This window comes from Jeongeupia sp. USM3 (assembly GCF_001808185.1).
In the GTDB taxonomy this organism is placed as follows: domain Bacteria; phylum Pseudomonadota; class Gammaproteobacteria; order Burkholderiales; family Chitinibacteraceae; genus Jeongeupia.
Genome location: NZ_CP017668.1, coordinates 3,191,730 through 3,217,171 on the forward strand (window position 1 = coordinate 3,191,730; position 25,442 = coordinate 3,217,171).

Below are 25,442 nucleotides of genomic sequence, written 5' to 3' on the forward strand. Positions count from 1 at the left end.
GCCACGCCGGTGTGCCGGCAAGGCGCATTCGCTGCGTCGTACGCCTTGCCAATTGTGATGGGTTGCGTCTCATTCCTCACGATTACGCTTTTTCCGGCGCGGCGCTGACTGTGAAAAGATCATGAACAGGCTCTAAGCTCAGAGGTGTACCGAACGGAGCTGCCGTCATGCCAGAACCGCGAGCCGCGACCAGACGGCGACTGAGCTACCCGCTGCACCTGCATATCGCCTATCTGTTTGTCGCACTGATCACCGTCTACGCGCTGATCAACACCTTCTACCAGTACCAGAGCACGCGGCAGATGCTGCTCACGGCGACCGAGAGCCTGTTCAACCAGATCGGTTCGCAAACGGTCCGCACCGTCGAGGGGATCTACACGCCGGCGCTGACGGTGGTCGACCTCTTGGCGCAGCAGCACCTGATGTACGCCTTCGATCTGGACGAGCGGCTCGAGAGCCTTGCCTACCTGACCGAAGCGCTGCAGAGCCAGCCCAGCCTGTCGGCGATCTACATCGGCTACGAGAACGGCGACTTCTTCCTCGTGCGCAAGCTGACCGGTGCGCCGCTGATCGGTGCGGCACAGCCGCTGCCGCCCGGTACGGCCTTCCTGGTACAGAGCCTGGTCGACGGCGACGGCGCCTTTCTCTATTACCGCCGCGACCTGAGCCTGATCGAGAAACGCTTCGCGCCCGGCTACCGTTTCGACCCGCGCACCCGGCCGTGGTACCTGAGCGCCATCGGCAGGCCGGCGCACCAGATCAGCGATCCTTACCTGTTCTTCACCACGCGCGAAGTCGGCACCACGCTGTCGCGGCGCACCGCCAACGGCCGCAGCGTCGTCGGCGCCGACATCACGCTGGCTGCGCTCGATACCGTGCTCGCCAAGGAGAAGATGACGCCGGGGGCGGTGCTCGGCATCGTCGACGGCAAGGGGCACGTCATTGCCGCATCGAACGGGCAGACGCTGATGCGCGAGGCCGGCAATCATCAGGTCAGGCAGGCGCGGGTGGCCGAGCTGAAACAGCCGGTGCTCGAGCGCCTGATCGAGCCCGTGTTCGAGCGCGGTGCGGCAAAAACGCTGAGCGTCGGCGGGCAGGACTGGCTCGGTTTCGCGGCGCCGATCCCCTTGCGCGGCGGCAATGCGCTGCTGCTGGCGGTTGGCGCGCCGCAGAACGAGCTGTTGCTCGAGGCGCAGCGCCTGCGCACGCGCTCCTTGTTGATCGCCATCACGATCCTGCTGGTGGCCGCACTGGCGGCCTATGTGATCTCCAAGCTGGCGTCGCGCCCCTTGAAGGCGTTGACCGAAGAGGCGCAGCAGATCCGCGCGATGCGCTTCGGCAGATCGGCGCCGATCACGTCGTTCATCTCCGAGATCGACGAGCTGGCACAGGCGATGGCGCTGATGAAGTCGACGATCCACAACTTCCTCGACATCGGCGAGGCGATGGCGGCCGAGAAGCGCTTCGAGCCGCTGCTGGCACGCATCCTCGAGGAAACGACGCAGATCGCCCAGGCCAAGGGCGGGGTGATCTACCTCGCCGGCGAACACGGCGAGCTGGTGCCGGCACAGGCCAGGCTCGACGACGCGGCGCTGGCCGATCCGCGCGCGCTGCCGACGCTGACGTCGAGCAGCGACGGCGTCCACCCGGCGCTGATCGCCGCCGGTGGCGGCAGCACGCTGGCGTCCTTGCTGACGCCGACGCTCAACGACTGGTACGGTGCCTTCGGCCGTTTCGACAAGCCGTTGACGACGATCTCGATTCCGCTGAAAAACCGCCAGGACGAGCTGGTCGGCGTCATCTTCCTGCTGCAGGACGAAAAGGTGCTGCGCTACGGCGTCGGCCGCGAGCTGATCACGCTGGTCGAGGCGCTGTCGGGCACGGCGGCGGTGACGATCGAGACGCAGCGGCTGATCCTCGAACAGAAGAAGCTGCTCGAATCGTTCATCCAGCTCGTTGCCGGCGCGATCGACGCCAAGAGCCCGTATACCGGCGGCCACTGCCAGCGGGTGCCCGAACTGACCAAGATGCTCGCGCGCGCCGCGTGCAACGCCAGCAGCGGGCCGTTCGCCGGCTTCGCGCTGTCCGACGACGACTGGGAGGAACTGCATATTGCCGCGTGGCTGCACGACTGCGGCAAGGTGACGACGCCCGAGTACGTCGTCGACAAGGCGACCAAGCTCGAGACGATCTACGACCGGATCCACGAGGTGCGGATGCGCTTCGAGGTGCTCAAGCGCGATGCCGAAATCGCCATGCTCGAGGCGGTGGCCGCCGGTGGCGACCGCGAAGCGCTGGCGGCGCGGCTGCGCGAGCAGTGGGCAGAACTCGACGACGAGTTCGCCTTCGTCGCCGAGTGCAATCTCGGCGGCGAGTTCATGGCGCCCGAGCGGGTCGGGCGGCTGCAGGCGATCGCCGCGCGCAGCTGGCAGCGCACGCTCGACGACCGGCTCGGCATTTCGCACGACGAGCTGCTCAGGAAGGGCGATGTGCCCCAGACGCTGCCGGTGACCGAGCCGCTGCTGGCCGACCGGCCCGAGCACCGTTTCCCGCGCAGCCCGCGCGATGCGCTGCCCGAGGGCCACGGCTTCCGGATGACCGTGCCCGAACTGCTTTACAACCGCGGCGAGCTGCACAACCTCGCGATCGGCCGCGGCACGCTGTCGGACGAGGACCGCTACAAGATCAACGAGCACATCGTCCAGACCATCGTGATGCTCGAGAAGCTGCCCTTCCCGCGCCACCTCAGGCGCGTGCCGGAGATCGCCGGCGGCCACCACGAGAAGATGGACGGCAAGGGCTATCCGAAACGGCTCAAGCGCGACGAAATGAGCGCGACGGCGCGGATGATGGCGATCGCCGACATCTTCGAGGCGCTGACCGCGGTCGACCGGCCATACAAGAAGGGCAAGACGCTGTCGCAGTCGATCGCGATCATGAGCAAGATGCGCGACGACGCGCACATCGACCCCGAGCTGTTCGCGCTGTTCCTCAACAGTGGCGTCTATCTCGACTATGCCAGGCGCTATCTGCGCCCCGAGCAGATCGACGACGTCGACGTCGCCAGGGCGCTGGGCTGAGCGCGACGCCGTGACGCACTACGGCCGGTGGTCGTGGCGCAGCCCAGACCGTGACCGTCCGTGTCGGGGCTGAGACTGCCGCGCGATCCGGATTTCCCAATCGGAACAAGCAGATAGCCCGGCTCCCCGGTCGTGGCCGCCAAGCCGGCCGCGGCTGGAAGTCTCAGGCTTGAGACGGTTTCAGCGCCGGCACGGTCTTCCTCGCCCGCTTTGATCCGATTAACTCAAATAAAACAATCGGTTGTGCGTTGTGGAACACGCCTTGCTGAATCAGCAAAGCAAGTTCGCCGGGTGCTTTTTCGAGTGCCCTGCCAATTCGTTCTGGATGGACCGCGCCGACGAGGGCTGTTTCCCTGCAGGGTGCCCGGCGCCATCCGCTCCTTGTCAAAGGATCGTGAGCATGAACAAACACCGGCCGTGTTTACCCGTCGTTCCAGGCGCCATGGCGACCCGACCTGCACCGGCGGGACCAACGCGCAGCGCCACCGTCATTGCCTTGATGGTGGGCGACGGGCTGGCAGCGGCACTGCTCGATCCGCTCCTCGCCGCCGGCTACCGCATCAGTGGCTGCGCCGACCCGCGCTTTTATGTTCTCGACCACACCGACAGCCCGAACGGCAATGGCCGGCCCGTCGCGAAGTCCGCCGCATGAACGCCACCTTCGGATCCTGCCGGCGCTAGCCCGCCGCGCCGTGGCATTTGCGCCCGGCCCGAAGGACCCGCGCCGGCCTGCTGCCGCGTGCCGCTTTGGCCGGCTCGCCAAGCCCAGGACGCATGGATTGCCGCGGCCGGTACGTCATGCTCATCGGGCCGCCTGCGGGCGGCGCGCGACGGCAGCGGCGTCGGGAAAATGCAGCCGGTCCGTACCGCGATCTTGGCAAGGCGCTCGGCGGCGCGGTGTCGTAAAATGCCCGCTTGTTCCATCGCGGCACCCGCCCAATGAAAATCGCCCTTGCGCAGCTCAATCCCAAGGTCGGCGATATCGCCGGCAACCTCGACCTGATCCTCGCCGCTGCACAGCAAGCCCGCGAAGCCGGCGCCGACGTGCTGGTGACGCCCGAGCTGGTGCTGACCGGCTACCCGCCCGAAGACCTGCTGCTGCGGCCGAGCTTTCTTGCCGACTGCGCGCGCGCGATCGGCCGGCTGATCGACGAGGTCGACGGCATCACCCTGGTCGTCGGCCACCCGCGCGCCTCGGGCGACGAGCGCTACAACACCGCGACGGTGATCCGCGACGGCAACGTGCTCGGCCGCTACGAGAAGATGCTGCTGCCGAACGACGAGGTGTTCGACGAAGTCCGCTACTTCACGCCCGGCGCCGTGCCGCTGGTGTTCGAGCAGCCGAATGCGGCGGGCGATGTCCGCATCGGCGTGGTGATCTGCGAGGACGTTTGGGACATCGAGCCGGCCGCCGCCGCGCGCGACGAGGGGGCCGAGCTGCTGCTGGTGCTGAATGCCTCGCCCTACCACAAGGCCAAGCAGGACAAGCGCCACGAGGTGGTCCGCCAGCGCGTCGACGAGAACGGCATCGCGGTCGTCTACGTCAACATGGTCGGCGGCCAGGACGAACTGGTGTTCGACGGCCATTCGTTCGCGATGAACCGCAGCGGCGACGTCGTCGTCCAGGCAGCGCCGTTCGCGACCACGCTCGCCTACGCCGACTACTTCGACGGCGACCTGCAGCTCGGCGAGGTCGCGCCCGAATGCAGCGAGGAGGAAAGCGTCTACAAGGCGCTGGTGACCGGCGTGCGCGACTACATCGGCAAGAACGGCTTTCCGGGCGTGCTGCTCGGCCTCTCGGGCGGGATCGACTCGGCGCTGACGCTGGCGATCGCCGTCGACGCACTCGGTGCCGACAAGGTGCACGCGGTGATGATGCCGTCGCGCTATACGGCCGGCATCTCGGTCGACGACTCGCGCGAGATGATCGGGCGCCTGGGCTGCAAGTACTCGGAAATCGAGATCTGGCCGATGTACGAGGCGTTCATGGCCGGGCTCGCGCCCGAGTTTGCCGGCACCCAGCCCGACACCACCGAGGAAAACCTGCAGAGCCGGATTCGCGGCACGCTACTGATGGCGCTGTCGAACAAGCACGGCAGCCTGGTGCTGACCACCGGCAACAAGAGCGAGATGACCACCGGCTACGCGACGCTGTACGGCGACATGGCCGGCGGCTTTGCGGTGCTCAAGGACGTTGCCAAGACGCTGGTCTACCGGCTGTCGAACTGGCGTAATCGCACCGATGCGTTTGCGCTGGCCGGGGTGATTCCCGAGCGCATCATCACCCGGCCGCCGAGCGCCGAGCTGCGGCCGGACCAGAAAGACCAGGATTCGCTGCCCGAGTACGACGTGCTCGACGCGATCCTCGAGGCCTATGTCGAGCGCAACCTCAGCCGGGCCGAAATCGTCGCGCTGGGTTTCGTCCAGGCCGATGTCGACCGCGTGGTGCGGCTGCTCAGGATCAACGAGTACAAGCGCCGCCAGGCGCCGGTCGGTCCGCGCATCACCCACCGCAGCTTCGGCAAGGACTGGCGGATGCCGATCACCAACGGCTACCGCGAATGAAGCCGGTGCCACCCCCGGGTGGCCCATGAAAAACGGCGCCATCGGCGCCGTTTTTTTTCGTCGTAGCCCGGATCAGACCGCTTCGACGGCCCGCTGACCGGTGAACGACGCGAAGCGTTCGGCGAAGCCTGCCGGCTGCTCGAGCAGGCCCAGCATCCAGCGCAGTGCATCGCGCAGCTTGGCCACGTCGTAGTCGGCGCTGAAGCGGTGCAGCGCCGCACCGTGCAGCAGAAAGCGCAACGCCAGCGTCTGCGGGTCGTGCGGTACGCCGGGCTCGAGGCCGAAGAGGCGGGGCAGCGCGCTGTCGAAAATCGGCCCGACGCCGTCGAACAGCTTGGCATCGCCGCGCGCGGCCATCCAGATCTGCAACAGCGCGACGCTGGTGCTGTGATCGGGGTAGGCGAGGGTGCTGTGCAGCATCAGGTGGACGCGCTCGAGCGGCGTCAACTGGCCAAGCGCGGCAAAGCGCGCGGCCTCGGATGAGACCAGTTTTTCCACAACCACCGGCAGCAGGTCGTAGCGACCGCTCGGGAAATGGTGGCGCAGCGCGCCGCGGCTGACGCCGGCGCGCTCGCAGATGCGGGTTTCGCTCAGCCTTGCGTAGCCGAGTTCGTCCAGCAGCGAAATGGTCGCGTCGATCAGCCGGGCCTGGGTTGCGCTGGAGCGTTCGATTTGAGTAGCCATAGGAAGCGATTTTATGCCGATTGGTACCGGTATCACTTAGGGTTAATACCAATACCCAATCGCCATAATTTCATAAGTGATAGTCATTTTGATTAAAGTCCGGCGTCGATTTTCTCACCGAAATGCTGGCCTGTACTGCCTTTCATCAAAAATACATACATATTTGTTTTCATTTTGCGCTCCAAGCCCAACAAGAGAGCGAGATGAAACCGAGTCACATTGCGGCAGCACTGGTCGTATCCGGCCTGGCTACGCCGGCTTTTGCACTGAACATTCTGTTGTCCAACGACGACGGCTTTACCGCGGCCAATGTGCGTGCGCTGTACACCCGGCTCAAGGCGGCCGGCCACGACGTGATCGTGTCGGCACCGTGCCAGGACCAGAGCGGCAAGGGCGCATCGGTCAACTTCCTGACGCCGCTGACGCCGCTGGCGAAGGATTGCCGCGGTGGCACGGTCAAGGCCGGCGCGGCGGCGGTCGGCACCGATCCGGCGATCGCCGACATCAGCTATGTCGATGGCACGCCGGTGATGGCGACGATGTACGGGCTCGACGTGCTGGCCCCGGCGCGCTGGGGCAAGGCGCCCGATCTGCTGATCTCCGGCCCGAACGAGGGCCAGAACCTCGGCAGCATCGTCAATTCGTCGGGCACCGTCAGTAATGCGATCTTTGCCGCCAGCCGCGGCATTCCGGCGATCGCGGTCAGCGCCGATACGAACACCAAGGACAACGCGGCGCTGGCCGACGAGGCCGCGGTGCTGACGGTCAGGTTCGTCAATGCCTTGCTCGCCAAACGCGGCAGTGGTGCGATCATGCCCGCCGGCACGGCAATCAATGTCAACTTCCCGAAGTTCGATGCCGGCGGCAGCGCCAGGGTGCAGTGGGTGTTCGGCCGCTTCGGCAGCTACACGGCGATGGCGCCGCGCTTCGTCGCCGATCTGTCCAAGGACCCGATCTCGACCGGCTATGGCGTCAAGTATCCCTACCCGGGCGTGACGTTCAGGCTCAACAACACGCCGTCGGCCGCCGATGCGAACAGCGAGTCGGCGCTGAACGCCAAGGGCTATGCGACGGTGACGACGATGCAGGTCGGCTACGAAGCCCGGCCGCAGGCCCAGCAATGGTTGCGCCTGCGTCTCAAAGACCTGCTGGCGCAGTGAGGGGAGCGGTGATGAAGCGATTCCGAACTGCAAGCCCGCTGCTGCTGGCGCTGCTGCTGGCCGCCTGCGGCGGCGATGACGGCAGCCGGCCCGACGCCCCTGCCGCCAAGGTCAACGTCGAGGCGCTGCCGGCCGGCAGCTATACGGTGGCGACCGGCGATGGCGATGCGCCGGCGGCCGGACAGTACTACGCCGGCAGCGACGGCAGCCGCCTGCTGGTCGTCAACGACGCCGACGAGGCCGCCCGCACGCTGTACAAGCAGGACGCCAGCGGTACATGGCGCGCGGTGCCGCCGGCCGGTGTCGATACCACGGTGACGCTGAGCGGGCGTGAGCCGCGGCCCAGTCCGGCGGCCAGCACCGCCGCGCTCGCCGGGGCCTACCAGATTCCACTCGCCGGCGGCGGCGTGGCGGCGATCCTGCTGTCGGCGCAGGGCGCGATTGCCGCGGGAGAAGGCGCTTGCCGGATCAGCGGCCAGACCGGCCCGTCGACGCTGCCGGGGGCGCTGGCGGTAACGCTGACGTTCGCCGGCTGCGCCGGCCTGCCCGCCACGGCTGCCGGAACGCTGTTCGCCGATCCGGACTACGCACCGGCGAAGCTGCGGCTGATCGTCGACGATGGCAACCGGGTCGTCGACCTGTGGGCCTATCCGGGCTGAGCAAGTCATGCGGGCGGCGTGCCGCCGCCCGATGTTTTCAGATTTCTTTGTCTGTAAATACCGTGTAGGCATGAACTTGTCATTTTTCCGTAATGGCCCGGTCCTAGACTGGGTCGACCTTCCCCCTACAGAACCAGTCATGTCCAACGGTCGCGAAATCCTGCGCGGCGATCTCGAACAGATCATTGCCCAGGGGCGCCTCAATGCGCTGTTCCAGCCGATCGCGTCGATGCGCGACGGCGAAGCGTTCGGTTACGAAGGCCTGGTGCGCGGGCCGTCGACCAGCTTCCTGCATTCGCCGATCAACCTGTTCCGTGTCGCCGAGGAAAACGGCCTGCTGGCGCAGCTCGACTTCGCCTGTCGCCGCACCGTCGTCGCCGCCTTCGTCCGCGAGCAGTTGCCGGGCAAGCTGTTCCTCAATGTCTGCCCGGCGACGCTGATCCACCCGGATTTCCGCCCCGGCGCGACGCTGGAGATCCTCCGCGACGTCGGCCTGCCGCCGCAGCGCGTGGTGATCGAACTGACCGAAACGCAGCCGACGCACGACTACGATCTGCTGAAGGAAGCGCTGCTGCACTACCGCGAGATGGGTTTCCGGATCGCGATCGACGATCTGGGCGAGGGGTTCTCGGGGCTGCGGCTGTGGTCCGAACTCAAGCCCGAGTACGTCAAGATCGACAAGTACTTCATCCAGGGGCTGCGGCAGGACGCGCAGAAGCGCCAGTTCGTCCGCTCGATCCACCATATCGCGCTGAATACCGGCACCCGGGTCGTCGCCGAGGGCATCGAGACGCCGGACGAACTCGACGTCGTGCGCGGCATCGGCATCTCGCTGGCGCAGGGCTACCTGATCGGCCGGCCGCAGGCGAGCCCGCCGCCGCGGCTGGCGCTCGAGTTCGACGGCATCGAGCGGCCGCAACTGGCGAGCAACCGTCAGGGCAGCGCCGGCGACCTGCTCGTCGACGTCACCAAGGTGTCGCCGGACGAGCCGGCGAAGGCGATCTACCGCCGCTTCGCCGACGACGCGACGCTGTACGCGCTGCCGGTGGTCGACGGCACCCGCCCGGTCGGCCTGCTCAAGCGTCACGAGGTGCTCGAGCTCTTCGCCCGGCCGTTCACGCCCGAGCTGTTCGGCAACCGGCCGTGCAGCGTGCTGATGGACCGCAGCCCGCTGATCGTCGAGGCGACGACCAGCCTGCAGGAGCTGTCGCAGCTCGTCACCGCGGCCGAGCGGCGCTATCTCGCCGACGGTTTCATCATTACCTCGCAGGCGAACTACCTCGGCATGGGCACCGGCCACGACCTGATGCGGGCGATGACCGAGCTGCAGGTCCATGCGGCCCGGCACGCCAACCCGCTGACCCTGTTGCCGGGCAACGTGCCGATCCAGGAGCGGATCGAGCGCTGGCTGGCCGAGCGGCATCCGTTCACGGTCGCCTACTTCGATCTCGACCATTTCAAGCCGTACAACGACGTCTACGGCTACGCGCGCGGCGACGCGCTGATCCGGCTGTGCGGCGAGACGCTGCTCGGCTGTGCCGACCCGGTGCGCGATTTCGTCGGCCATATCGGCGGCGACGATTTCGTCGTGCTGTTCCGCGCCGACGATGCGCAGCTGCGCTGCCAGAGCGCCTTGCTGCAGTTCGAGCAGTCGGTGCAGTCGCACTTTTCGCCGGAGCATGTCGCGGTGCGCGGCTACAGTGCGGTCGACCGGCGCGGGGTGATGCAGCGCTATCCCCTCGTCAGCCTGTCGGCGGGCCTGGTCGACGTGCTGCCGGGCGAGTTCGTCAGCCACCACGAGGTCGCGGCGGCGGCGGCGGTGGCCAAGTCGATGGCCAAGCGCGAACCGGGTTCGTCGCTCTTCGTCGAGCGCCGCACCGGCCCGCACGCCCAGCCCTGGTCGGTCGCGGCCTGAGCGGCTGCCCTTTCCGTCCGGCGCGAACGTGAGCTAGGCGGAGACCTTTTCTTCCTGCTTGATCGCGGCCAGCACGGCCGCTTCGCCCATTTCCGTACCAGCCAGCCGCAGCAGCGGCGCCAGTTGCGCCAGCAGCGCCGGCAGGTGGGCACGCACGCCGTCGGCATCGCCGCGGGCGAGCCGCTGCAGGGCTTCGGCCGGGCCAAGGCTGGCGGCCGCGGTGGCCGGGGCGATGATCCGGTCTTCGCCGGGTGCCGCATCGAGGCGGGACTGCGCGGTGTCGAACAACCGTGCCGCGCCGGTACAGCCGTCATGGCCGCTGTTGGCGATCGCCAGGCTTGCGGTCACGGTCAGCTGGTCGCCGCGGAAGTTCAGCCGGGCCGCGCGGACGGTCTGGCGCAGGCGTTCGGCCAGCACCTGCGCTTCGGCGAGCGTTGCGCCGGGCGAGAGCACGGCAAAACGGCCGGCTTCGACGTGGGCGAGGGTATCTTCGCGCCGCAGCCTGGCGGTCAGGTGTTTGGCAAACACGCCGAGCAGCTGTTCGGCCAGCCGCTCGCCGACGCGTTCGGCCAGCAGGTCGAAGCGGTCGAGCTGCAGCAGCAGCAGCGATACCGTCGTGCCGTGGCGCTGTGCGTAGGCGAGCGCCTGGTCGGCCTGCAGCGACAGCAGGTGCGGGCTGCCTGCGCCGGTGTTGTCATGCGTCGCCGTTTGCGCCTGCTGCGCGCGCGCGGCTTCGAGCGCGTGCTGCCGGTCGGCGAGCTCGATATTGGCGTGAACGCGCGCGAGCATCTCGCTGCGGTCGGTCGATTTGGTGATGAAGTCGTTGGCGCCATGCGCCACGCAGCGTTCGCGCGTCGCTTCGTCCTCCTCGCCGGAGATGATGATCACCGGCAGCTGGTTCAGGCGCGGGTCGGCGCTGCTGCGCAATTTGTCCAGCAGGCCCAGGCCGTCGAGTTCGGGCATCGACAGGTCGGAGATCAGCAGCCGGATCGTGTCGTCCTGCTGGGCTCGTTGCCAGCCCGCCAGCCCGTCGTTTTCCTCGATGACGTCGTAGGCGCCGGCGAGGTGCTTCCTGACCGTGGCGCGGACGATGCGTGAATCGTCGACGATCAGCAGGCGGGGCAGGGGAGCGAGTTCGGTGGACATGCATACCTCGTGGCTTTCAGGCTGATCGTCAGCCTAGCACAGCAGCTTGCCGCCGCGCTGCCGTTTGAAAATGACAGGACGCGGCTTGCGGCATCGTGGCGACACCCTCGGCCGGGGCCGGCTGACGCGGCGTTCCGGCCGGTCCCGCTTGCGTCATCTGGTTGTGTAAATAAACCACTTGGCTTGCGGTGGCGGCAAGGCGAAGATGCCCGTGACTTCAGTCCGCCACTAACCCAGGAACGACGATGAAAACGATCAAGACCCTCATGCTCGCTACCGCACTGCTCCTGCCCGTGTCGACGGTGTTCGCCGCCGACGCCGCGGCGGGCGACGACGCGCCGGCCCCTTCGCTCGCGAGCGAACTCAATCTGAGCAAGGCGCAGCAGCAGCGGATCGACGCGATCAGGAAGGACGAGCAGAAGCGTATCGCTGCCGTCGACACCAGCAAGATCGAGCCCGGCGTGTTCCGCGACATGATCAAGGCCGGCAAGTGGGACGAAACCCGCGCCAGGAACCGGATCGACGCCGTCGGCGACGTCGACAACCAGGTGACCTATATCCGCGTCAAGGCGCTGTTCGACATCAGCCAGGTGCTGACCGGCGAGCAGCGCCAGCACTTTGCCGAGCTGTTCAAGAAGGAACTCGCCGCGGACTGAGCGCTGCGGCGGCCGGCGGCATGGCGGCATGGCGGGCGGGGCCGGCTCGCCATGCCGCGCGCTTGCCTGCTCAGCGGGGATAGGCGTAGCGCAGGCCCTCGGTGCTGGCGACCTCGGCCGCCGAATAATGGGTCTGCCCCTGCAGCACGCTGTGCCGTACCGCGAGCCCCTTGTCGCCAAGCGTTGCCGCAAAGTTGGCGGTATCGAGCAGATTGGGGCCTTCTTCCAGGCTGCCCATGCTCAGGTAAACCTTTTGGACACCGCTGTACTGCCCGGCGGGGCTGGCTTGCGCTTCGCCGGCCAGCAGGCCGTCGTGATACCAGAGCGCCGGGCTGTTGACGAGGTAATGGCCGAACGTCTCGCTGTCGTGCACCAGCGCATGGCTGGCCAGCAGTGCGCTGAGCGAGGTGCCGTGAATGCCGCGTTCCGCCGGCTGGCTCAGGTAGCGCGTTTCGATGCGCGGAATGAGCTCGTGCTTGAGGAAGGCCAGGAAGTTGGCGCCGCCGCCGGTGATGCGCAGTTCGGGGTCGGTGTTGCCGAGGTAATGTTCCTCGGGCAGCCAGTAGCTCGGTGTGTAGTCGCGTTCCCGGCGCAGCCAGCACGCCGCTTCGGCGTCGGCGCAGCCGATGCCGACCACGATGAACGGCTGCACGCTGCCGGCATCGCTCAGTGCCCGATGCTGCTGCTTGAAGGTATCGGCGACGAGGAACCAGTCGAGCACGTACAGCACCGGATACGCCCGGTCGGGCTGGAAGCCGTCCGGCAGCATCACCTCGACCGGATAATCGGCGCCCGCCGTATGAGGGCCGAACGTCAGCGGCTGCACCCGCGTCGACGCGAGCGTGAACGTGTACTGGCTGACGTAGTTGCAGGCGCCCAGGTCGCGCCACACTGCGCGGCTCTCGCCGGCGGCCGGATCGCTGCCCTGCGTCCACCAGTTGGCGAGATAGTTGCGCCCCTGCCGGCTGACGATCGCGTTGCCGGTGTAGGCGGTCTGGCCGCGCCAGACGTCGCCGCAGGCGAGCGGCGGCTGGGTCGGGTCGAGCCGCAGCCACGGCTGGCCGCTGCCGGGGGCGCCGGCGTGGGATTGCGGGGGCTGCCCCTGGGTCCACCACTGGGCGCGGTAGTCGGTGCCAGCAACGGTCACCGTATCGCCGGCCTGATAGGCTTGGTCGTTTTGCCAGGCCGGTGCCGCGGCGAGGCAGGCGCTTGCCAGCATTGCAATGGCTGCGGCGGCCGAAGTCGTTCGCATGAAATGTCCATCCTGATTGAGTCGCGCAGATGCGCGCCGCTCATCATGCCAAAAGCATAATGTCGGGGCGGGCACACCGGTCGGCGACGACCGGCGTGCACCGGCCGTCAGGCCGACGGGCGCGGGGCCGGGCGGCCGGTCGGCCGGTCGGCCGGTCAGGTGGACATGGGGGTTTACTGGTGGCCGAAGGCCCGCTCGCGCAGCACCTTGAGCTGGTCGCGCAGTTGCGCAGCCTTCTCGAATTCGAGGTTCTTTGCCGCGGTCATCATGTCCTTCTCGATGCGCTTGAGTTCCTTGGACAGGTCCTTCTCGTCCATCTCCTCGACCAGCCGGTGGCGCTTGGCCTCGATCCGCGCGGCGGCGGCATCCTCGGCGTTGTAGACGCCGTCGATGATGTCCTTGATCCGCTTGGTCACCGATTTCGGCACGATGCCGTTGGCCTCGTTGAAGGCGATCTGCTTGGCGCGGCGGCGCTCGGTTTCGTCGATCGCCTTCTTCATCGACTCGGTGATCCGGTCGGCGTAGAGGATCGCCGTGCCGTTGAGGTTGCGCGCGGCGCGGCCGATGGTCTGGATCAGGCTGCGCTCGCTTCGCAGGAAGCCTTCCTTGTCGGCGTCGAGGATCGCCACCAGCGACACCTCGGGGATGTCGAGCCCCTCGCGCAGCAGGTTGATGCCGACCAGCACGTCGAACACGCCGAGGCGCAGGTCGCGCAGGATCTCGACGCGCTCGACCGTATCGATGTCCGAGTGCAGGTAGCGCACCTTCACGCCGTGTTCGTCGAGGTATTCGGTCAGCTGTTCCGACATGCGCTTGGTCAGCGTCGTCACCAGCACGCGCTCGTTTTCGGCGGTGCGCTTCCTGATCTCCGAGAGCAGGTCGTCGACTTGGGTCGTCACCGGGCGGACTTCGATGCGCGGGTCGACGAGGCCGGTCGGCCGCACCACCTGTTCGACGACCTGGCCCTGATGCTCTTTCTCGTAGGCGGCCGGGGTGGCCGAGACGAACACCGTCTGCGGCATCATGTGCTCGAACTCCTCGAACTTCAGCGGCCGGTTGTCCAGGGCGGAGGGCAGCCGGAAGCCGTAGTCGACGAGGTTCTCCTTGCGCGAGCGGTCGCCTTTGTACATCGCGCCGACCTGGCCGATCATCACGTGCGATTCGTCGAGGAACATCAGCGCGCCTTCGGGCAGGTAGTTGATCAGCGTCGGCGGCGCCTCCCCGGGTTTCTTGCCCGAGAAATGCCGCGAGTAATTCTCGATCCCCTTGCAAAAGCCCATTTCGCCGAGCATTTCCAGATCGAAACGCGTGCGCTGTTCGAGCCGCTGCGCTTCGACCAGTTTCTGCTCCCTGTAATAGAACTCGAGCCGGGTGCGCAGCTCTTCCTTGATCGTCTCGACCGCGCGCAAAACCGTGTCGCGCGGCGTCACGTAATGGCTGGACGGGAACACCGTGTAGCGGCCCGCGCGCTGGCGGATGTGGCCGGTCAGCGGGTCGAACAGCTGCAGCGTCTCGATCTCGTCGTCGAACAGCGAGATCCGCAGCGCCAGCTCGGCGTTTTCGGCCGGAAAGATGTCGATCACGTCGCCGCGGACGCGGAAGGTGCCGCGGGCGAAGTCGGTTTCGTTGCGGTCGTACTGCATCGCGGTGAGCCGCTTGATGATGTCGCGCTGCGCGTGCTTCTCGCCCTCTTTGAGGTGCAGGATCATCTTGTGGTAGTCGGACGGGTCGCCGATACCGTAGATCGCCGAGACGGTGGCGACGATGATGCAGTCCGGCCGCTCGAGCATCGCCTTGGTCGCGCTCAAACGCATCTGCTCGATGTGCTCGTTGATCGCCGAGTCCTTCTCGATGAACAGGTCGCGGCTCGGCACGTAGGCTTCGGGCTGGTAATAGTCGTAGTAGCTGACGAAGTACTCGACGGCGTTCTCGGGGAAGAACTCGCGGAACTCGGCGTAGAGCTGCGCCGCCAGCGTCTTGTTCGGCGCCATCACGATCGCCGGCCGGCCGGTGCGGGCGATGACGTTGGCCATCGTGTAGGTCTTGCCCGAGCCGGTGACGCCGAGCAGCGTCTGGTACTTGAGGCCGTCTTCGATGCCGTCGATCAGCCCGGCGATCGCCGTCGGCTGGTCGCCGGCAGGCGGGAAGGGCTGGAACAGCTTGTACGGTGAATTCGGGAATTCGACGAACATGATCGGTCTCGGGCGCGTCTCGGGCGCGAATGCGGTCGATTGTACGCGCCCGGCCCGCCGGCTTGCAGGGGCAAGCCGGGCTCCGGGTCAAAATCCTTCCGCACGCCGGTTCAGGGGGCAATGACGCTTGGCAAATACAGCCGAATGCCATTGATATATGCAACACAGTTGCATTTATGAGATGCTTGTTGAAACTGAGTTGCATTTGTGGCCCGGTTTGAACCTGTCTGCCTTGCCGATGCGCCGGTTCTGCCGGCCGTGCACGCCCCCCTCGTGCCGGCGAGCGCCGACAGACCTCTCGTCGACCCCGGTGGCGGCGCCCGGCCCCGCGGCATCGCCGGGCCGGGCCGCTTTCGGCTGCCATCCCGAACCCATGGAGTTGTCATGTCTCACCCTCACCGCCCGTTGCGGGCGCGTCCGCTGACGCCGCTGCTCGCGGCTTTTACCCTGGCGTTTTCACCGGCCGTGCTGGCCGACGAGCGGAAAACGGAGACCACGCTCGCGCCCTTGGTGGTCACCGCCAATCCGCTCGGCAACGGCGATCTGGCCGTACCGGTCACCCAGCTGGCCGGGGATGCGCTGTTGCTGCGCGACGCCGGCACGCTGGGCGAAGTGCTGACCGGCCTGCCCGGTGTCGCATCGACGTCGTTCGGCCCCGGTGCCAGCCGGCCGGTGATCCGCGGGCTCGACGGCGACCGGATTCTGCTGTTGCAGAACGGCATGGGGGCGCTGGATGCTTCGGCGCTGTCGTACGACCACGCGGTCGCGCAGGATGTCGCCGTTGCCGAACGCATCGAAATCGTCCGCGGCCCGGCCGCACTGCTGTACGGCGGCAACGCCATCGGTGGCGTCGTCAACACGCTGGACAACCGCATTCCGTCGGCGCAGCTCGACGGCGTGTCCGGTGCCGCGCGGCTTGAATACGGTGGCGCGGCCAACGAGCGCGTTGGCGGTGCCCGTATCGACGCCGGCAACGGCGACTACGCCGTGCACGTCGACGTGTTCGGCCGCCGCAGCGACGACCTGCGCATCCCCGGCTATGCCTGGTCCGAGCGCCAGCGTGCCGGGCAGGGCAGCTATCAGCCGCCGCAGCACGGCCATGAACATGGCGAAGAAGACGAGCACGGGCACGAGGCGTCGGAGCCCGAGTCGCCACAGGGCCGGCTGCCCAACAGCGACAGCCGCGCGCATGGCGGGGCGTTCGGCGTGTCGCGGACCTGGGACGACGGCCATCTGGGCTTCGCCTACAGCGGCTACCGCAGCAACTACGGTTCGGTGGCTGAGGAGGACGTACGTCTGGACCTGAAGCAGGACCGGTTTTCGCTGGCGTTCGCCAAAAACGGGCTGGCCGGTCCGTTCACCGACGTCAAGGCCGATCTGGCCTACACCGATTACGGCCATCAGGAACTGCACGGCAGCGAGGTGGGTACGACCTTCGGCAATCGCGGCTACGACGCACGGATCGAAGGGCGCCATGCCGCCGTCGGCGCGCTGACCGGCGTCGTCGGCGTGCAGTTCGGCCAGACACGATTCTCGGCGCTGGGCGAGGAAGCCTTCGTGCCCGATACCGAAACGCAAAAGATCGCGCTGTTCGTGCTCGAGCAGTGGCAGGCGGCGACGGCGCAGTTCAGCCTTGGGGGCCGGATCGACTACAGCAGCCTCAGCCCGAACGCCTCGGACAACCGCCGCTTCAAGAACAGCGAGTCGCGCTCGTTCACCGCCGGCTCGCTGTCGGCCGGCGTCGTGCAGCCGCTCGCCGGCGGCTGGTCGCTCGCCGGCAACGCGGCGTACACCGAGCGCGCGCCGAGCCAGTACGAGCTGTATGCCAACGGCGAACACGTCGCCACCGGCACGTTCGAGCGTGGCGATCCGGATGCCGGCAAGGAAAAAGCCGGCTCGCTGGATGCGGCCTTGCGTTACCGGGCCGGCGCCGACCGGCTCTCGCTTGGCGGTTATTACAGCCACTTCGCCAATTTCATCGCGCTCGAGCGTACCGGCCGCTGGTGCCATTCGCACGGCGATCACGACCACTGCGGCAAGGTGCAGCGCGAGGGCGAGTCGCCGGAATACGCCTACGAGGGCGTGCCGGCCAAGCTGTACGGCTTCGAGCTCGACAGCAACTGGCGCGTGTTCCAGAACGCGGCGCAGTCGATCGACCTGCAGGTGTGGGGGGATGTGACCCGGGGCGAGCAGCGGGATTCCGGCGAGGCATTGCCGCGCATTCCGCCGCTGCGCCTGAACGGCGCGATCGTCTACGGCCGGGGACCGCTGTCGCTGCGCGCCGAAGTGCTGCACGCGGCCGAGCAGGACCGTGTGCCGCAGAACGACACGCCCAGCGACGCGTACACCGTGGCCAACGTGGCGCTCAGCTACCGCTTCCGCAATGGCGCAACCGACTGGACGACCTATCTGCGTGGCGACAACCTGAGCAACGAGGAAATCCGCTACGCGAGCTCGCTGACCCGTGACATCGCGCCGCAAGGGCGGCGCAGCGCCAGGGCCGGCCTGGCCGTGCGGTTCTGAGCGGGCGCCGGGCCGTCCGCGGCGGCGTTGCCCTCCTCGCTGCGCGACGCATTCGACCTGCGGTGCAGGGCCGGCGCTGTCCGCGCATCACGCCGGACGCCGGCCTGACGGACGGCGGCGGCGCCGCCGGGGCGCCGGCGGGCGGGAAGGGCCGGCACGGCTTGTTCGGCGGGTTCGGGCGTTCGACGAACAGGGCGGTCCGCTCGAATGGACGGAATGCGGGAATTTAACCCGCCGCCCGGCATCGTAGCTATTGCGCGGACGCTTTTCGCCCGCGGGGAGCCGCCATGTCTTTGCCGCCGTTCAAATCCGCGGGCATGCTCACGCTCGGGGTCGAGCTCGAGCTGATGCTGCTCGAGCCGCATACCTTCGAGCTCAGCGCCGGAGCGCTCAACCTGCTCGAGCTGATGCGCATGCACGCCGACAAGCGCTTCTTCTTCTGCCCCGAAATCACCCAGACGATGATCGAGTACAACAGCGGCGTGCACGGCCGCTGGCACGAACTGCTCGACGAGTTGCGGGCGATGCGCAGCTATCTCTTGCCGCTGGTCGACGAATGCGGGCTGCGCATCAGCGGCGGCGGCACCCACGCGTTCCGCAACTGGCACGAGCAGGCGTTCTTCCCAAAGGAGCGCTACCTCAACCTCGGTGAAAAGTACGGCTACCTGAGCAAGCAGTTCACCGTGTTCGGCATGCACGTCCACGTCGGCGTCGGTGGCGACGGCGACCGGGCGATCGAGCTGATCCGCTCGGTGTCGCCGTGGATTCCGCTGCTGATCGCGCTGTCGGTCGCGTCGCCGTTCCAGGAGGGCGCCGATACCGGCTTTGCCTGCTCGCGGCTGCACAGCCTGACGTCGTTCCCGTATTCCGGCGCGATGCCGGCCTTTGCCGACTGGGCCGAGTGCCGCGACTACATCGACGGTCTGACCGGGCTCGGCATCGTCGGCGGCATCAAGGATTTCTACTGGGACATCCGCCCCAAGCCCGAGTACGGCACGGTCGAGTTCCGCATCTTCGATACGCCGCTGACGGTCGAAATCGCCGCCGGCCTCGCCGGGCTGGTACAGCTGATGTGCGCGTACTACCTCGCCCGGCCGGCGCCGCCGCCGCTGTACGACGTCTATCCGTACAACCGCTTCCAGGCCTGCCGCTACGGGCTGGCCGGCGAGATGGTCGACCCGTGGACCGGCGAGCGCGCAGGCTATCTCGACAATGCGCGCGCCTTGCTCGACCGGCTCACGCCGCTGGCGCGCGAATTCGACGCCGCCAAGGTGCTGCATGTCTACCGCGACAAGCTCGAACCGGGGCTGAGCCAGGCCGACCATCAGCGCGCCGTTGCGGCCGCCGGCGACCTGCCGCGGCTGATGCGCTGGCAGGCCGACTGCTTCGCCTCCGGCGTGGTCGCGTCGGACGGTCAGACCCGGTAGCGTTCGATCGCCGCTTGCAGCTGCCGCGACATCTGCTGCAGGTGCTCGGCCGCGGCGGCGGTGTGCATCGCCGTGGCGTTGCTCTCCTCGCTCATCTGCGCCACCCGTTCGATCTGCTGGGCAATGCTGGTGCTGGCCTGGCTCTGTTCGCGCATCGCGCCGGAAATCTCGCTGACCTGATGCACGACGTCGTCGCTGCCGCTGCGGATCTGCCGGATCGCCGCGCCGGCCTGCTCGGCCTGGGCGACGCCGTCGCCGACCAGCGTGACGACGGCCTGCATCGACGTGACCGTCTGGTCGGCTTCGGCCTGGATCGCCTCGACGGTGCCGGCGATCTCGCGCGTCGATACCGCGGTGCGTTCGGCGAGCTTGCGCACCTCGTCGGCGACGACGGCAAAGCCGCGGCCGGTTTCACCGGCGCGCGCCGCTTCGATCGCCGCATTCAGCGCCAGCAGGTTGGTCTGGTCGGCGATGTCCTTGATCACGTTGACCACCGCGTTGATCTCGGCGGTGCGCTCCTTCAGGCTGCCGATCTGCGTTGCCGCGGTACCGACCGTCGCGGCGATGCCGTTGATCTTGCCGATGGTCTGTTCGATCACCGCGCCGCCGCTGCCGGCGAGCCGGCCGGCTTCACGCGCCAGATCGTCCGCACCGCCGGCACGGTCGGCCACGTGGGTGACGCTGACGGTCATCTGTTCGACCGCGGCGGCCATGTTCGCCGTCGACTCGCTGACGTCGTTCGACGCGGCCGACATCTGTGTCGACGCGTCGGCCAGCTCGGTCGCCGACGTACCGAGGCCGCTGCCGACCTGCTGCAGCTGGCGGAAGCTCTGCTGCATCGTGTCGAGCAGCCCGTTGAACGCGTGCAGCGTCTGGTTCACCTCGTCGCTGCCGCGCGCCGGGATCCGGCGGGTGAAATCGTAGTCGCTGGCGAGCCGGACGACCGAATCGCGCAGCTGTCCGAGCGGGCCGGTGACGCTGCGCACGATCAGCGTGCCGAGCACGAACAGTAGCGCGGTGGCGACCAGCGGGGTGATCAGGCTCGCGTTCTGCCCGGTAGCGATGGCGCCGGTCACGTCCTGGCGCGACTGGTCGAGCAGGCGCTGGTTGTTGTCGACGGCCTGCTTCATCGCGGCAATCGCCTTTTCACCCTGTGCCGCGGCCCGGCTGATGGCGGCCGGTATTTCGTCGTGCTGGCCGCTCCTCGAATGCTTGAGGATCTCCTGCACCTGGGGCAGGTAGCGGTCGATCTCGTCGCGCGCCTGGCGCACGTCGGCGGGGTTGCCGAAGCGGTTCAGATGGGATTCGAAGATCTGGCCCAGCTCGCTGCGCAGGCTGTTGAAGCCGGCTTCGACCTTGTCCTTGCCGGCTGGTTCTTGCTGCACCAGGTGCTGGTAGATGCTCATGCGCAGGCGCAGGAACACCTCCTGTGCGCGGTTCAGGTTCTGCATCGCCGGAACGGCGTTGTCGAGCATCTCGGTCGAGTTGTCGCGGATCTTGGCCAGCAGCAGGCCGGACACCAGTGCCATCAGCACGACGGCGGCGACCCCGAGTCCGCAGAGCAGGTACAGGCGTGTAGCGATCTTCATCGGGCCATCCCTCGAATATGATGATGACCTAATGTAGCAGCCGTTTTCGCACTACAGCGTTGCCGCCGGCACCGGTGTGGCAAAACGATCTCAGGGTTTTTACCGAGTCCGGCAAGGCGCCGGAACCGGCTTGCAGCAAGGCTTTCAGCCCGTTCCTTTGTGCGTTGCAAGCGCAGAAAGTCGAATGCAAACAGCGCGGGGGAGGGGGCTGCCGGGGCAGCCTGGCGGGCCGCGCCGTCCGGACGGCGCGACCCGCAGGTTTCAGCGCAGGTTGCGCTCGAGCGCATGCCACAGGCTGTGCTCGGCGTCGTCCTGCGTCAGCTCCCAGATCATCACGCCGCCGAGCTGCTCGGCCTTCACGTAGTCGGCCTTGGTCTTGAGCGAGACCGCGTCGTCATAGCTGACCAGTTGCTTGAGCCCGGCGTTGTACAGGTAGGGCGCGTTGCCGGCTTCCTTGCTGCGGAACGACTGCCAGCCGGGTTTGCCGATCAGCGTCGCGACGGCCGTCGAGTACTTGGCGGTGCCGGGTTCGGCGTCGTCGAGCAGGCCCGGCCCCTTGGACGGTTGTGCCAGGCCGTCGCCGTTCGGGCCCGGTTCGACATTGCCCTGGCCGCGCGCGTAGAACGGCACGCCGAGCACCAGTTGCGATGGCTTGAAGCCCTGGGCGATGAAGTATTTCACGCCACCGTCGGCGTTGAGGACGCTCGCATCGGCCTCGCCCGGGGTCGGGTAGAGCGCCGCGTGCAGCCCGGCGCGCGGGCTCCAGGCGCCGTAGAAGTCGTAGCTCATCAGGTTGACCCAGTCGAGCAGCTTGGCCGCCGCCTTCAGGTCGTAACCGGACGAGCCCCAGCCGCCGTTGGTGCCGGGGATCGCTGCCGTCAGCACATAGCGGGCGCCATCGGCCTTGCCGCGCTGGTCGAGTTCGCTGCGCAGCGCCTGCAGCAGCTTGGTGTAATTGTCGCGGTCGGCCGGTGAGGCGTCGGCCGCATAGTCGCCGCCGGTCACCGGGTGCTCCCAGTCGAGGTCGAGGCCCTGACAGCCGTAGTCGCGCATGATCGCGACCGAGGTCTGCGCCAGCCGGGTCCGGCCGGCGTCGGTCTGCGCGACCTTGGCGATGTTGCGCGAGCCGGTCCAGCCGCCGATCGCCCACTGGCAGGCCAGCTTCGGGTTCCTGACCCGCGCCTTGGCGAACGCCTGCTTCCACTGTTTGGCCGCATCGGCGTTCTTGGCGTCGATGTAGGCGCTGCCGTCCGGCTTCACCAGCAGGAAGGAGTAGATGCCGACATCGAGACCGGGCAGGACTTCGGCGCCCCGCGCGCGCTCGGCGTCGGTCTGCCAGGTCGGCAGGTAGGAAATCAGTTTCGGCGCGTCGGCGGTCTGCGCCGGGCCGGTGGCGCAGGCGCTGAGGACGGGCAACAGGACGAGCGGCAGGTAACGCAACATTCGGTTCTCCTTGGTTGGATGAGCTGCAAGTGGCCAAGTTAAGCAATTGAGCTTCGCAATGGAATGTCGCAATCTGATTGTCATTTTGTTCGAATCCAGCACCGGCGATGTCGACGATCTATCAGGAAATGTTCGATGTGGGCGAGGGCACCCGGCAGTGCTCGGTCGGCGCGCGCCGCTACCACCACCCGCACCTGCTCGCGCTGGCCGAGCACGCGCTGCTGTTTGCCGGCCATTCCGAGGTCGACGGCCATCTGCATGTCGAGCGCATCGGTGCGCCGTTCCACGTGGTGCTGGCCTGTGCCGCCGGCACCGGCGTGGTGACCGATGGCGCACACAGGCTGGCGCTCGGCCCGGGGCAGATGGCGGTGCTGCCGGCGCGCGGCCACAGCGGCTTCCGCTCGGACGGCGGGCCGTGGCGGCTGGCGTGGTTCCTGCTCGACGACGTACCGGCGTGGCGCATGCTGGCCGGCGACCGCGTCGGCATCCGGCCGCTGATGCATGCGGACAGCCTCTACCAGACCGTGCGCGTGCTGTGCGCCGAGGCCAGACTCGGCCAGGCCGGCTTTGCCGGGCAGGCGCTGCTGCTGGCACTCGACCTGCTCCGGCGGGCGCTGGCCGGCCGGGGCGACGAGGCGGTCGCCGCGCGGTTGCGGGCGCTGTTCGAGCCGGTCCGGCATGCGCCGGCGCGGGACTGGCGGGTCGAGGCGTTCGCGCTCGCCCACGGCGTCAGCGCGGCGCACCTGCACCGGCTGTGCGTCCGGCATCTCGACGCCACGCCGCAGCAGCTGATCATCCGCCAGCGCATGCACCGTGCACGCGAACTGCTGGTGGCCGGCGGCGGCAATGTCGCCGCCGTCGCCGAGCAGGTCGGCTATCAGGAAGTGGCGAGCTTCTCGCGCCGCTTCCGCCAGCACTTCGACATCAGTCCGGGCGAGCTGCTGCAGGCGCTGCGGCGCGCGCCGGCCGGCTAAGTCCCGACGAAAAAAAGCCCCACCGCAAGGTGGGGCTGAAGTGCTGCCGTGAAAACGTACTGCTGGTCCTGCTGAAACTCAGATCGCGCTCTTGGCCAGCTGCTCGAGAATGGCCGGGTTTTCCAGCGTCGACGTGTCCTGGGTGATCTCCTGGCCCTTGGCGATGTCGCGCAGCAGGCGGCGCATGATCTTGCCCGAGCGGGTCTTGGGCAGGTTGTCGCCGAAGCGGATTTCGTCGGGCATCGCGATCTTGCCGATCTCGTGCGCTACCCATTCGCGCAGCTCCTTGGCGATGCGCTTGGCGTCGTCGCCTTCCGGACGGGCACCCTTGAGCACGACGAAGGCGCAGACCGACTCGCCCTTGATCTCGTGCGGCTTGCCGACGACGGCGGCTTCGGCGACCAGCGGGTTGGCGACCAGTGCCGATTCGATTTCCATCGTGCCGAGGCGGTGGCCAGAGACGTTCAGCACGTCGTCGACGCGGCCCATGATCCAGATGTAGCCGTTCTCGTCGAAATGGGCCGAGTCGCCGGCCAGGTACAGCTGGCCGTTGAAGTCTTCGGGGAAATAGGTCTTCTTGAAGCGTTCCGGGTCGTTCCAGATCGTGCGGACCATCGACGGCCACGGCTTGCGCACGACGAGGAAACCGCCCTTGCCCGGCTCGACCGGCGCGCCGGCTTCGTCGACGATGTCGGCGATGATGCCCGGGATCGGCAGCGTGCACGAACCCGGCTTGGTCGCGACGGCGCCCGGCAGCGGGGCGATCATGTTGGCGCCGGTTTCGGTCTGCCACCAGGTATCGACGATCGGGCAGCGGCCACCGCCGACGGTTTCGTGATACCAGATCCACGCTTCGGGGTTGATCGGCTCGCCGACGGTGCCCAAGAGGCGCAGGCTCGACAGGTCGTACTGCTTCGGCAGATCGCCACCGAGCTTGATCAGCGAGCGGATCGCCGTCGGCGCGGTATAGAACGTCGTGACCTTGTGCTTCTCGATCATCTGCCAGAATCGGCCGGCATCCGGGAAGGTCGGCACGCCTTCGAACACGACCTGGGTCGCGCCGATGGCCAGCGGGCCGTAGGCAACATAGCTGTGGCCGGTGATCCAGCCCACGTCGGCCGTGCACCAGTAGACGTCGCCTTCGCGGTAGTCGAAGACCCACTTCATCGTCGTCAGCGCGCCGAGCAGGTAGCCGCCGGTGCTGTGCTGGATGCCCTTGGGCTTGCCGGTCGAACCCGAGGTGTAGAGGATGAACAGCGGGTGCTCGGCGTCGACCCATTCCGGTTCGCACTGGGTCGGCTGGCCTTCGACCAGCTCGTGCCACCAGACGTCGCGGGCGTCGTTGAACGCGGCGCTGCTGTTCTCGAGCCGGCGCAGCACGACGACCTTCTCGATCGATTCGCTGCCTTCCATCGCGACGGCCTCGTCGACGGTGGCCTTGAGCGGCACCGGCTTGCCGCCGCGGAAGCCTTCGTTGGCGGTGATGACGATCTTGGCCTGCGCGTCCTGGATGCGGTCGCGCAAGGCGCCGGCCGAGAAGCCGCCGAACACGACCGAGTGGATCGCACCGATGCGGGCACATGCCTGCATCGCCACGACGGCTTCGACGGTGTGCGGCATGTAGACGACGACGCGGTCGCCCTTCTTCACGCCGAGCAGTTTCAGGCCGTTGGCGAACTGGCAGACGCGGGCGTGCAGCTGGCGGTAGCTCACGTGTTCGACGCTGCCGTCGTCGGCCTCGAAGATGATCGCGGTCTTGTCGCCGCGCGCGTCGAGGTGGCGATCGAGGCAGTTGTACGAGATGTTGAGCTGGCCGTCTTCGAACCACTTGAAGAACGGTGCATTGCTGTCGTTCAGTACCTTGGTGAACGGCTTGTTCCAGCTCACGAGCTCGCGGCCGAGATCGGCCCAGAAGCCTGCGTAGTCGCGGTTGGCCTGCTCGCACAGCGCGTTGTAGCCCTCCATGCCCGAGACGTTGGCCTTGACGCGGAAGTCGTCGGACGGCGGGAACAGGCGGTTCTCTTTCAGTACGGAATCGATGCTGCTCATGCTTGCTCCTTCTTGCCTGTGAAGTAAGAAAAAATGCGATGTTGCGACTGTAAAGCCGTCGCAAGAGCAAAGCCAATCGTGTTTTCTGATGCGCGGAATCAGTTACGCTGATGCCGGCCCGGCGAGGG

17 protein-coding genes are annotated in these 25,442 nt (G+C 67.4%); 10 read left to right on the forward strand and 7 right to left on the reverse strand.

The annotated features are described in order from the left end of the window. Positions 1–167: 167 nt before the first annotated feature. From BJP62_RS15140 to BJP62_RS15145, 3 genes are all read left to right on the forward strand, one after another. A complete protein-coding gene (locus tag BJP62_RS15140) occupies positions 168–3,080 on the forward strand; it encodes an HD domain-containing phosphohydrolase (RefSeq protein ID WP_070530931.1) in 2,913 nt (970 codons plus the stop codon). A 400-nt stretch (positions 3,081–3,480) separates the two neighbouring features. Then, positions 3,481–3,732, forward strand: coding sequence for a hypothetical protein (locus tag BJP62_RS18540; RefSeq protein WP_145927227.1), 252 nt, complete (start codon positions 3,481–3,483; stop codon positions 3,730–3,732). Positions 3,733–4,019: 287 nt separating this feature from the next. Beyond that, on the forward strand, positions 4,020–5,645 hold the full coding sequence (locus BJP62_RS15145) for an NAD+ synthase (RefSeq protein ID WP_070530933.1): 1,626 nt from the start codon (positions 4,020–4,022) through the stop codon (positions 5,643–5,645). 72 nt (positions 5,646–5,717) lie between these two features. Here the strand turns inward: BJP62_RS15145 and BJP62_RS15150 are convergent, their stop codons facing one another. Beyond that, positions 5,718–6,329 (reverse strand): TetR/AcrR family transcriptional regulator, encoded by a 612-nt coding sequence (locus BJP62_RS15150; RefSeq protein ID WP_070530934.1) that lies wholly within the window; start codon positions 6,327–6,329, stop codon positions 5,718–5,720. A gap of 203 nt (positions 6,330–6,532) precedes the next feature. On the opposite strand from BJP62_RS15150, the gene surE reads away from it, so the two are divergent. From surE to BJP62_RS15165, 3 genes are all read left to right on the forward strand, one after another. Beyond that, entirely contained in the window at positions 6,533–7,489 is a 957-nt protein-coding gene (gene surE, locus BJP62_RS15155) for a 5'/3'-nucleotidase SurE (RefSeq protein WP_070530936.1), read from the forward strand. A gap of 11 nt (positions 7,490–7,500) precedes the next feature. Beyond that, entirely contained in the window at positions 7,501–8,148 is a 648-nt protein-coding gene (locus tag BJP62_RS15160; protein ID WP_070530938.1) for a hypothetical protein, read from the forward strand. 139 nt (positions 8,149–8,287) lie between these two features. Then, positions 8,288–10,063 carry a GGDEF domain-containing protein gene (locus BJP62_RS15165; RefSeq protein WP_070530940.1) on the forward strand — a complete coding sequence of 592 codons (1,776 nt, stop codon included), beginning with the start codon at positions 8,288–8,290 and terminating at the stop codon, positions 10,061–10,063. Positions 10,064–10,096: 33 nt separating this feature from the next. Here BJP62_RS15165 and BJP62_RS15170 read toward each other — a convergent pair whose 3' ends face one another. Then, the gene (locus BJP62_RS15170) at positions 10,097–11,209 is read right to left on the reverse strand and encodes a response regulator (RefSeq protein ID WP_070530941.1); all 1,113 of its coding nucleotides are present in this window, start codon (positions 11,207–11,209) and stop codon (positions 10,097–10,099) included. Positions 11,210–11,454: 245 nt separating this feature from the next. Here BJP62_RS15170 and BJP62_RS15175 point away from each other — a divergent pair, with 245 nt between their 5' ends. Then, positions 11,455–11,865: a Spy/CpxP family protein refolding chaperone gene (locus BJP62_RS15175; RefSeq protein WP_070530943.1), complete on the forward strand. Its 411-nt coding sequence runs from the start codon at positions 11,455–11,457 to the stop codon at positions 11,863–11,865. 70 nt (positions 11,866–11,935) lie between these two features. Here the strand turns inward: BJP62_RS15175 and BJP62_RS15180 are convergent, their stop codons facing one another. Beyond that, entirely contained in the window at positions 11,936–13,117 is a 1,182-nt protein-coding gene (locus tag BJP62_RS15180) for a carbohydrate-binding protein (protein WP_070530944.1), read from the reverse strand. A gap of 173 nt (positions 13,118–13,290) precedes the next feature. Next, on the reverse strand, positions 13,291–15,309 hold the full coding sequence (uvrB, locus tag BJP62_RS15185; protein ID WP_070530946.1) for an excinuclease ABC subunit UvrB: 2,019 nt from the start codon (positions 15,307–15,309) through the stop codon (positions 13,291–13,293). Positions 15,310–15,693: 384 nt separating this feature from the next. On the opposite strand from uvrB, the gene BJP62_RS15190 reads away from it, so the two are divergent. Both BJP62_RS15190 and BJP62_RS15195 read left to right on the forward strand, forming a co-directional pair. Continuing rightward, entirely contained in the window at positions 15,694–17,832 is a 2,139-nt protein-coding gene (locus BJP62_RS15190) for a TonB-dependent receptor (RefSeq protein ID WP_070530948.1), read from the forward strand. 287 nt (positions 17,833–18,119) lie between these two features. Next, complete coding sequence (locus BJP62_RS15195; RefSeq protein ID WP_070530950.1) at positions 18,120–19,259, forward strand: YbdK family carboxylate-amine ligase; 1,140 nt, start codon at positions 18,120–18,122, stop codon at positions 19,257–19,259. Here the strand turns inward: BJP62_RS15195 and BJP62_RS15200 are convergent. Next, complete coding sequence (locus BJP62_RS15200) at positions 19,247–20,848, reverse strand: methyl-accepting chemotaxis protein (protein WP_070530952.1); 1,602 nt, start codon at positions 20,846–20,848, stop codon at positions 19,247–19,249. The genes BJP62_RS15195 and BJP62_RS15200 overlap by 13 nt on opposite strands. 261 nt (positions 20,849–21,109) lie before the next feature. Beyond that, the gene (locus BJP62_RS15205) at positions 21,110–22,291 is read right to left on the reverse strand and encodes a glycoside hydrolase family 18 protein (RefSeq protein ID WP_070530954.1); all 1,182 of its coding nucleotides are present in this window, start codon (positions 22,289–22,291) and stop codon (positions 21,110–21,112) included. Between the two features lie 107 nt (positions 22,292–22,398). Here BJP62_RS15205 and BJP62_RS15210 point away from each other — a divergent pair, with 107 nt between their 5' ends. Then, on the forward strand, positions 22,399–23,265 hold the full coding sequence (locus BJP62_RS15210) for a helix-turn-helix transcriptional regulator (RefSeq protein WP_070530956.1): 867 nt from the start codon (positions 22,399–22,401) through the stop codon (positions 23,263–23,265). Positions 23,266–23,343: 78 nt separating this feature from the next. Here the strand turns inward: BJP62_RS15210 and acs are convergent, their stop codons facing one another. Next, entirely contained in the window at positions 23,344–25,314 is a 1,971-nt protein-coding gene (gene acs / locus BJP62_RS15215) for an acetate--CoA ligase (RefSeq protein WP_070530958.1), read from the reverse strand. Positions 25,315–25,442 lie beyond the last annotated feature (128 nt).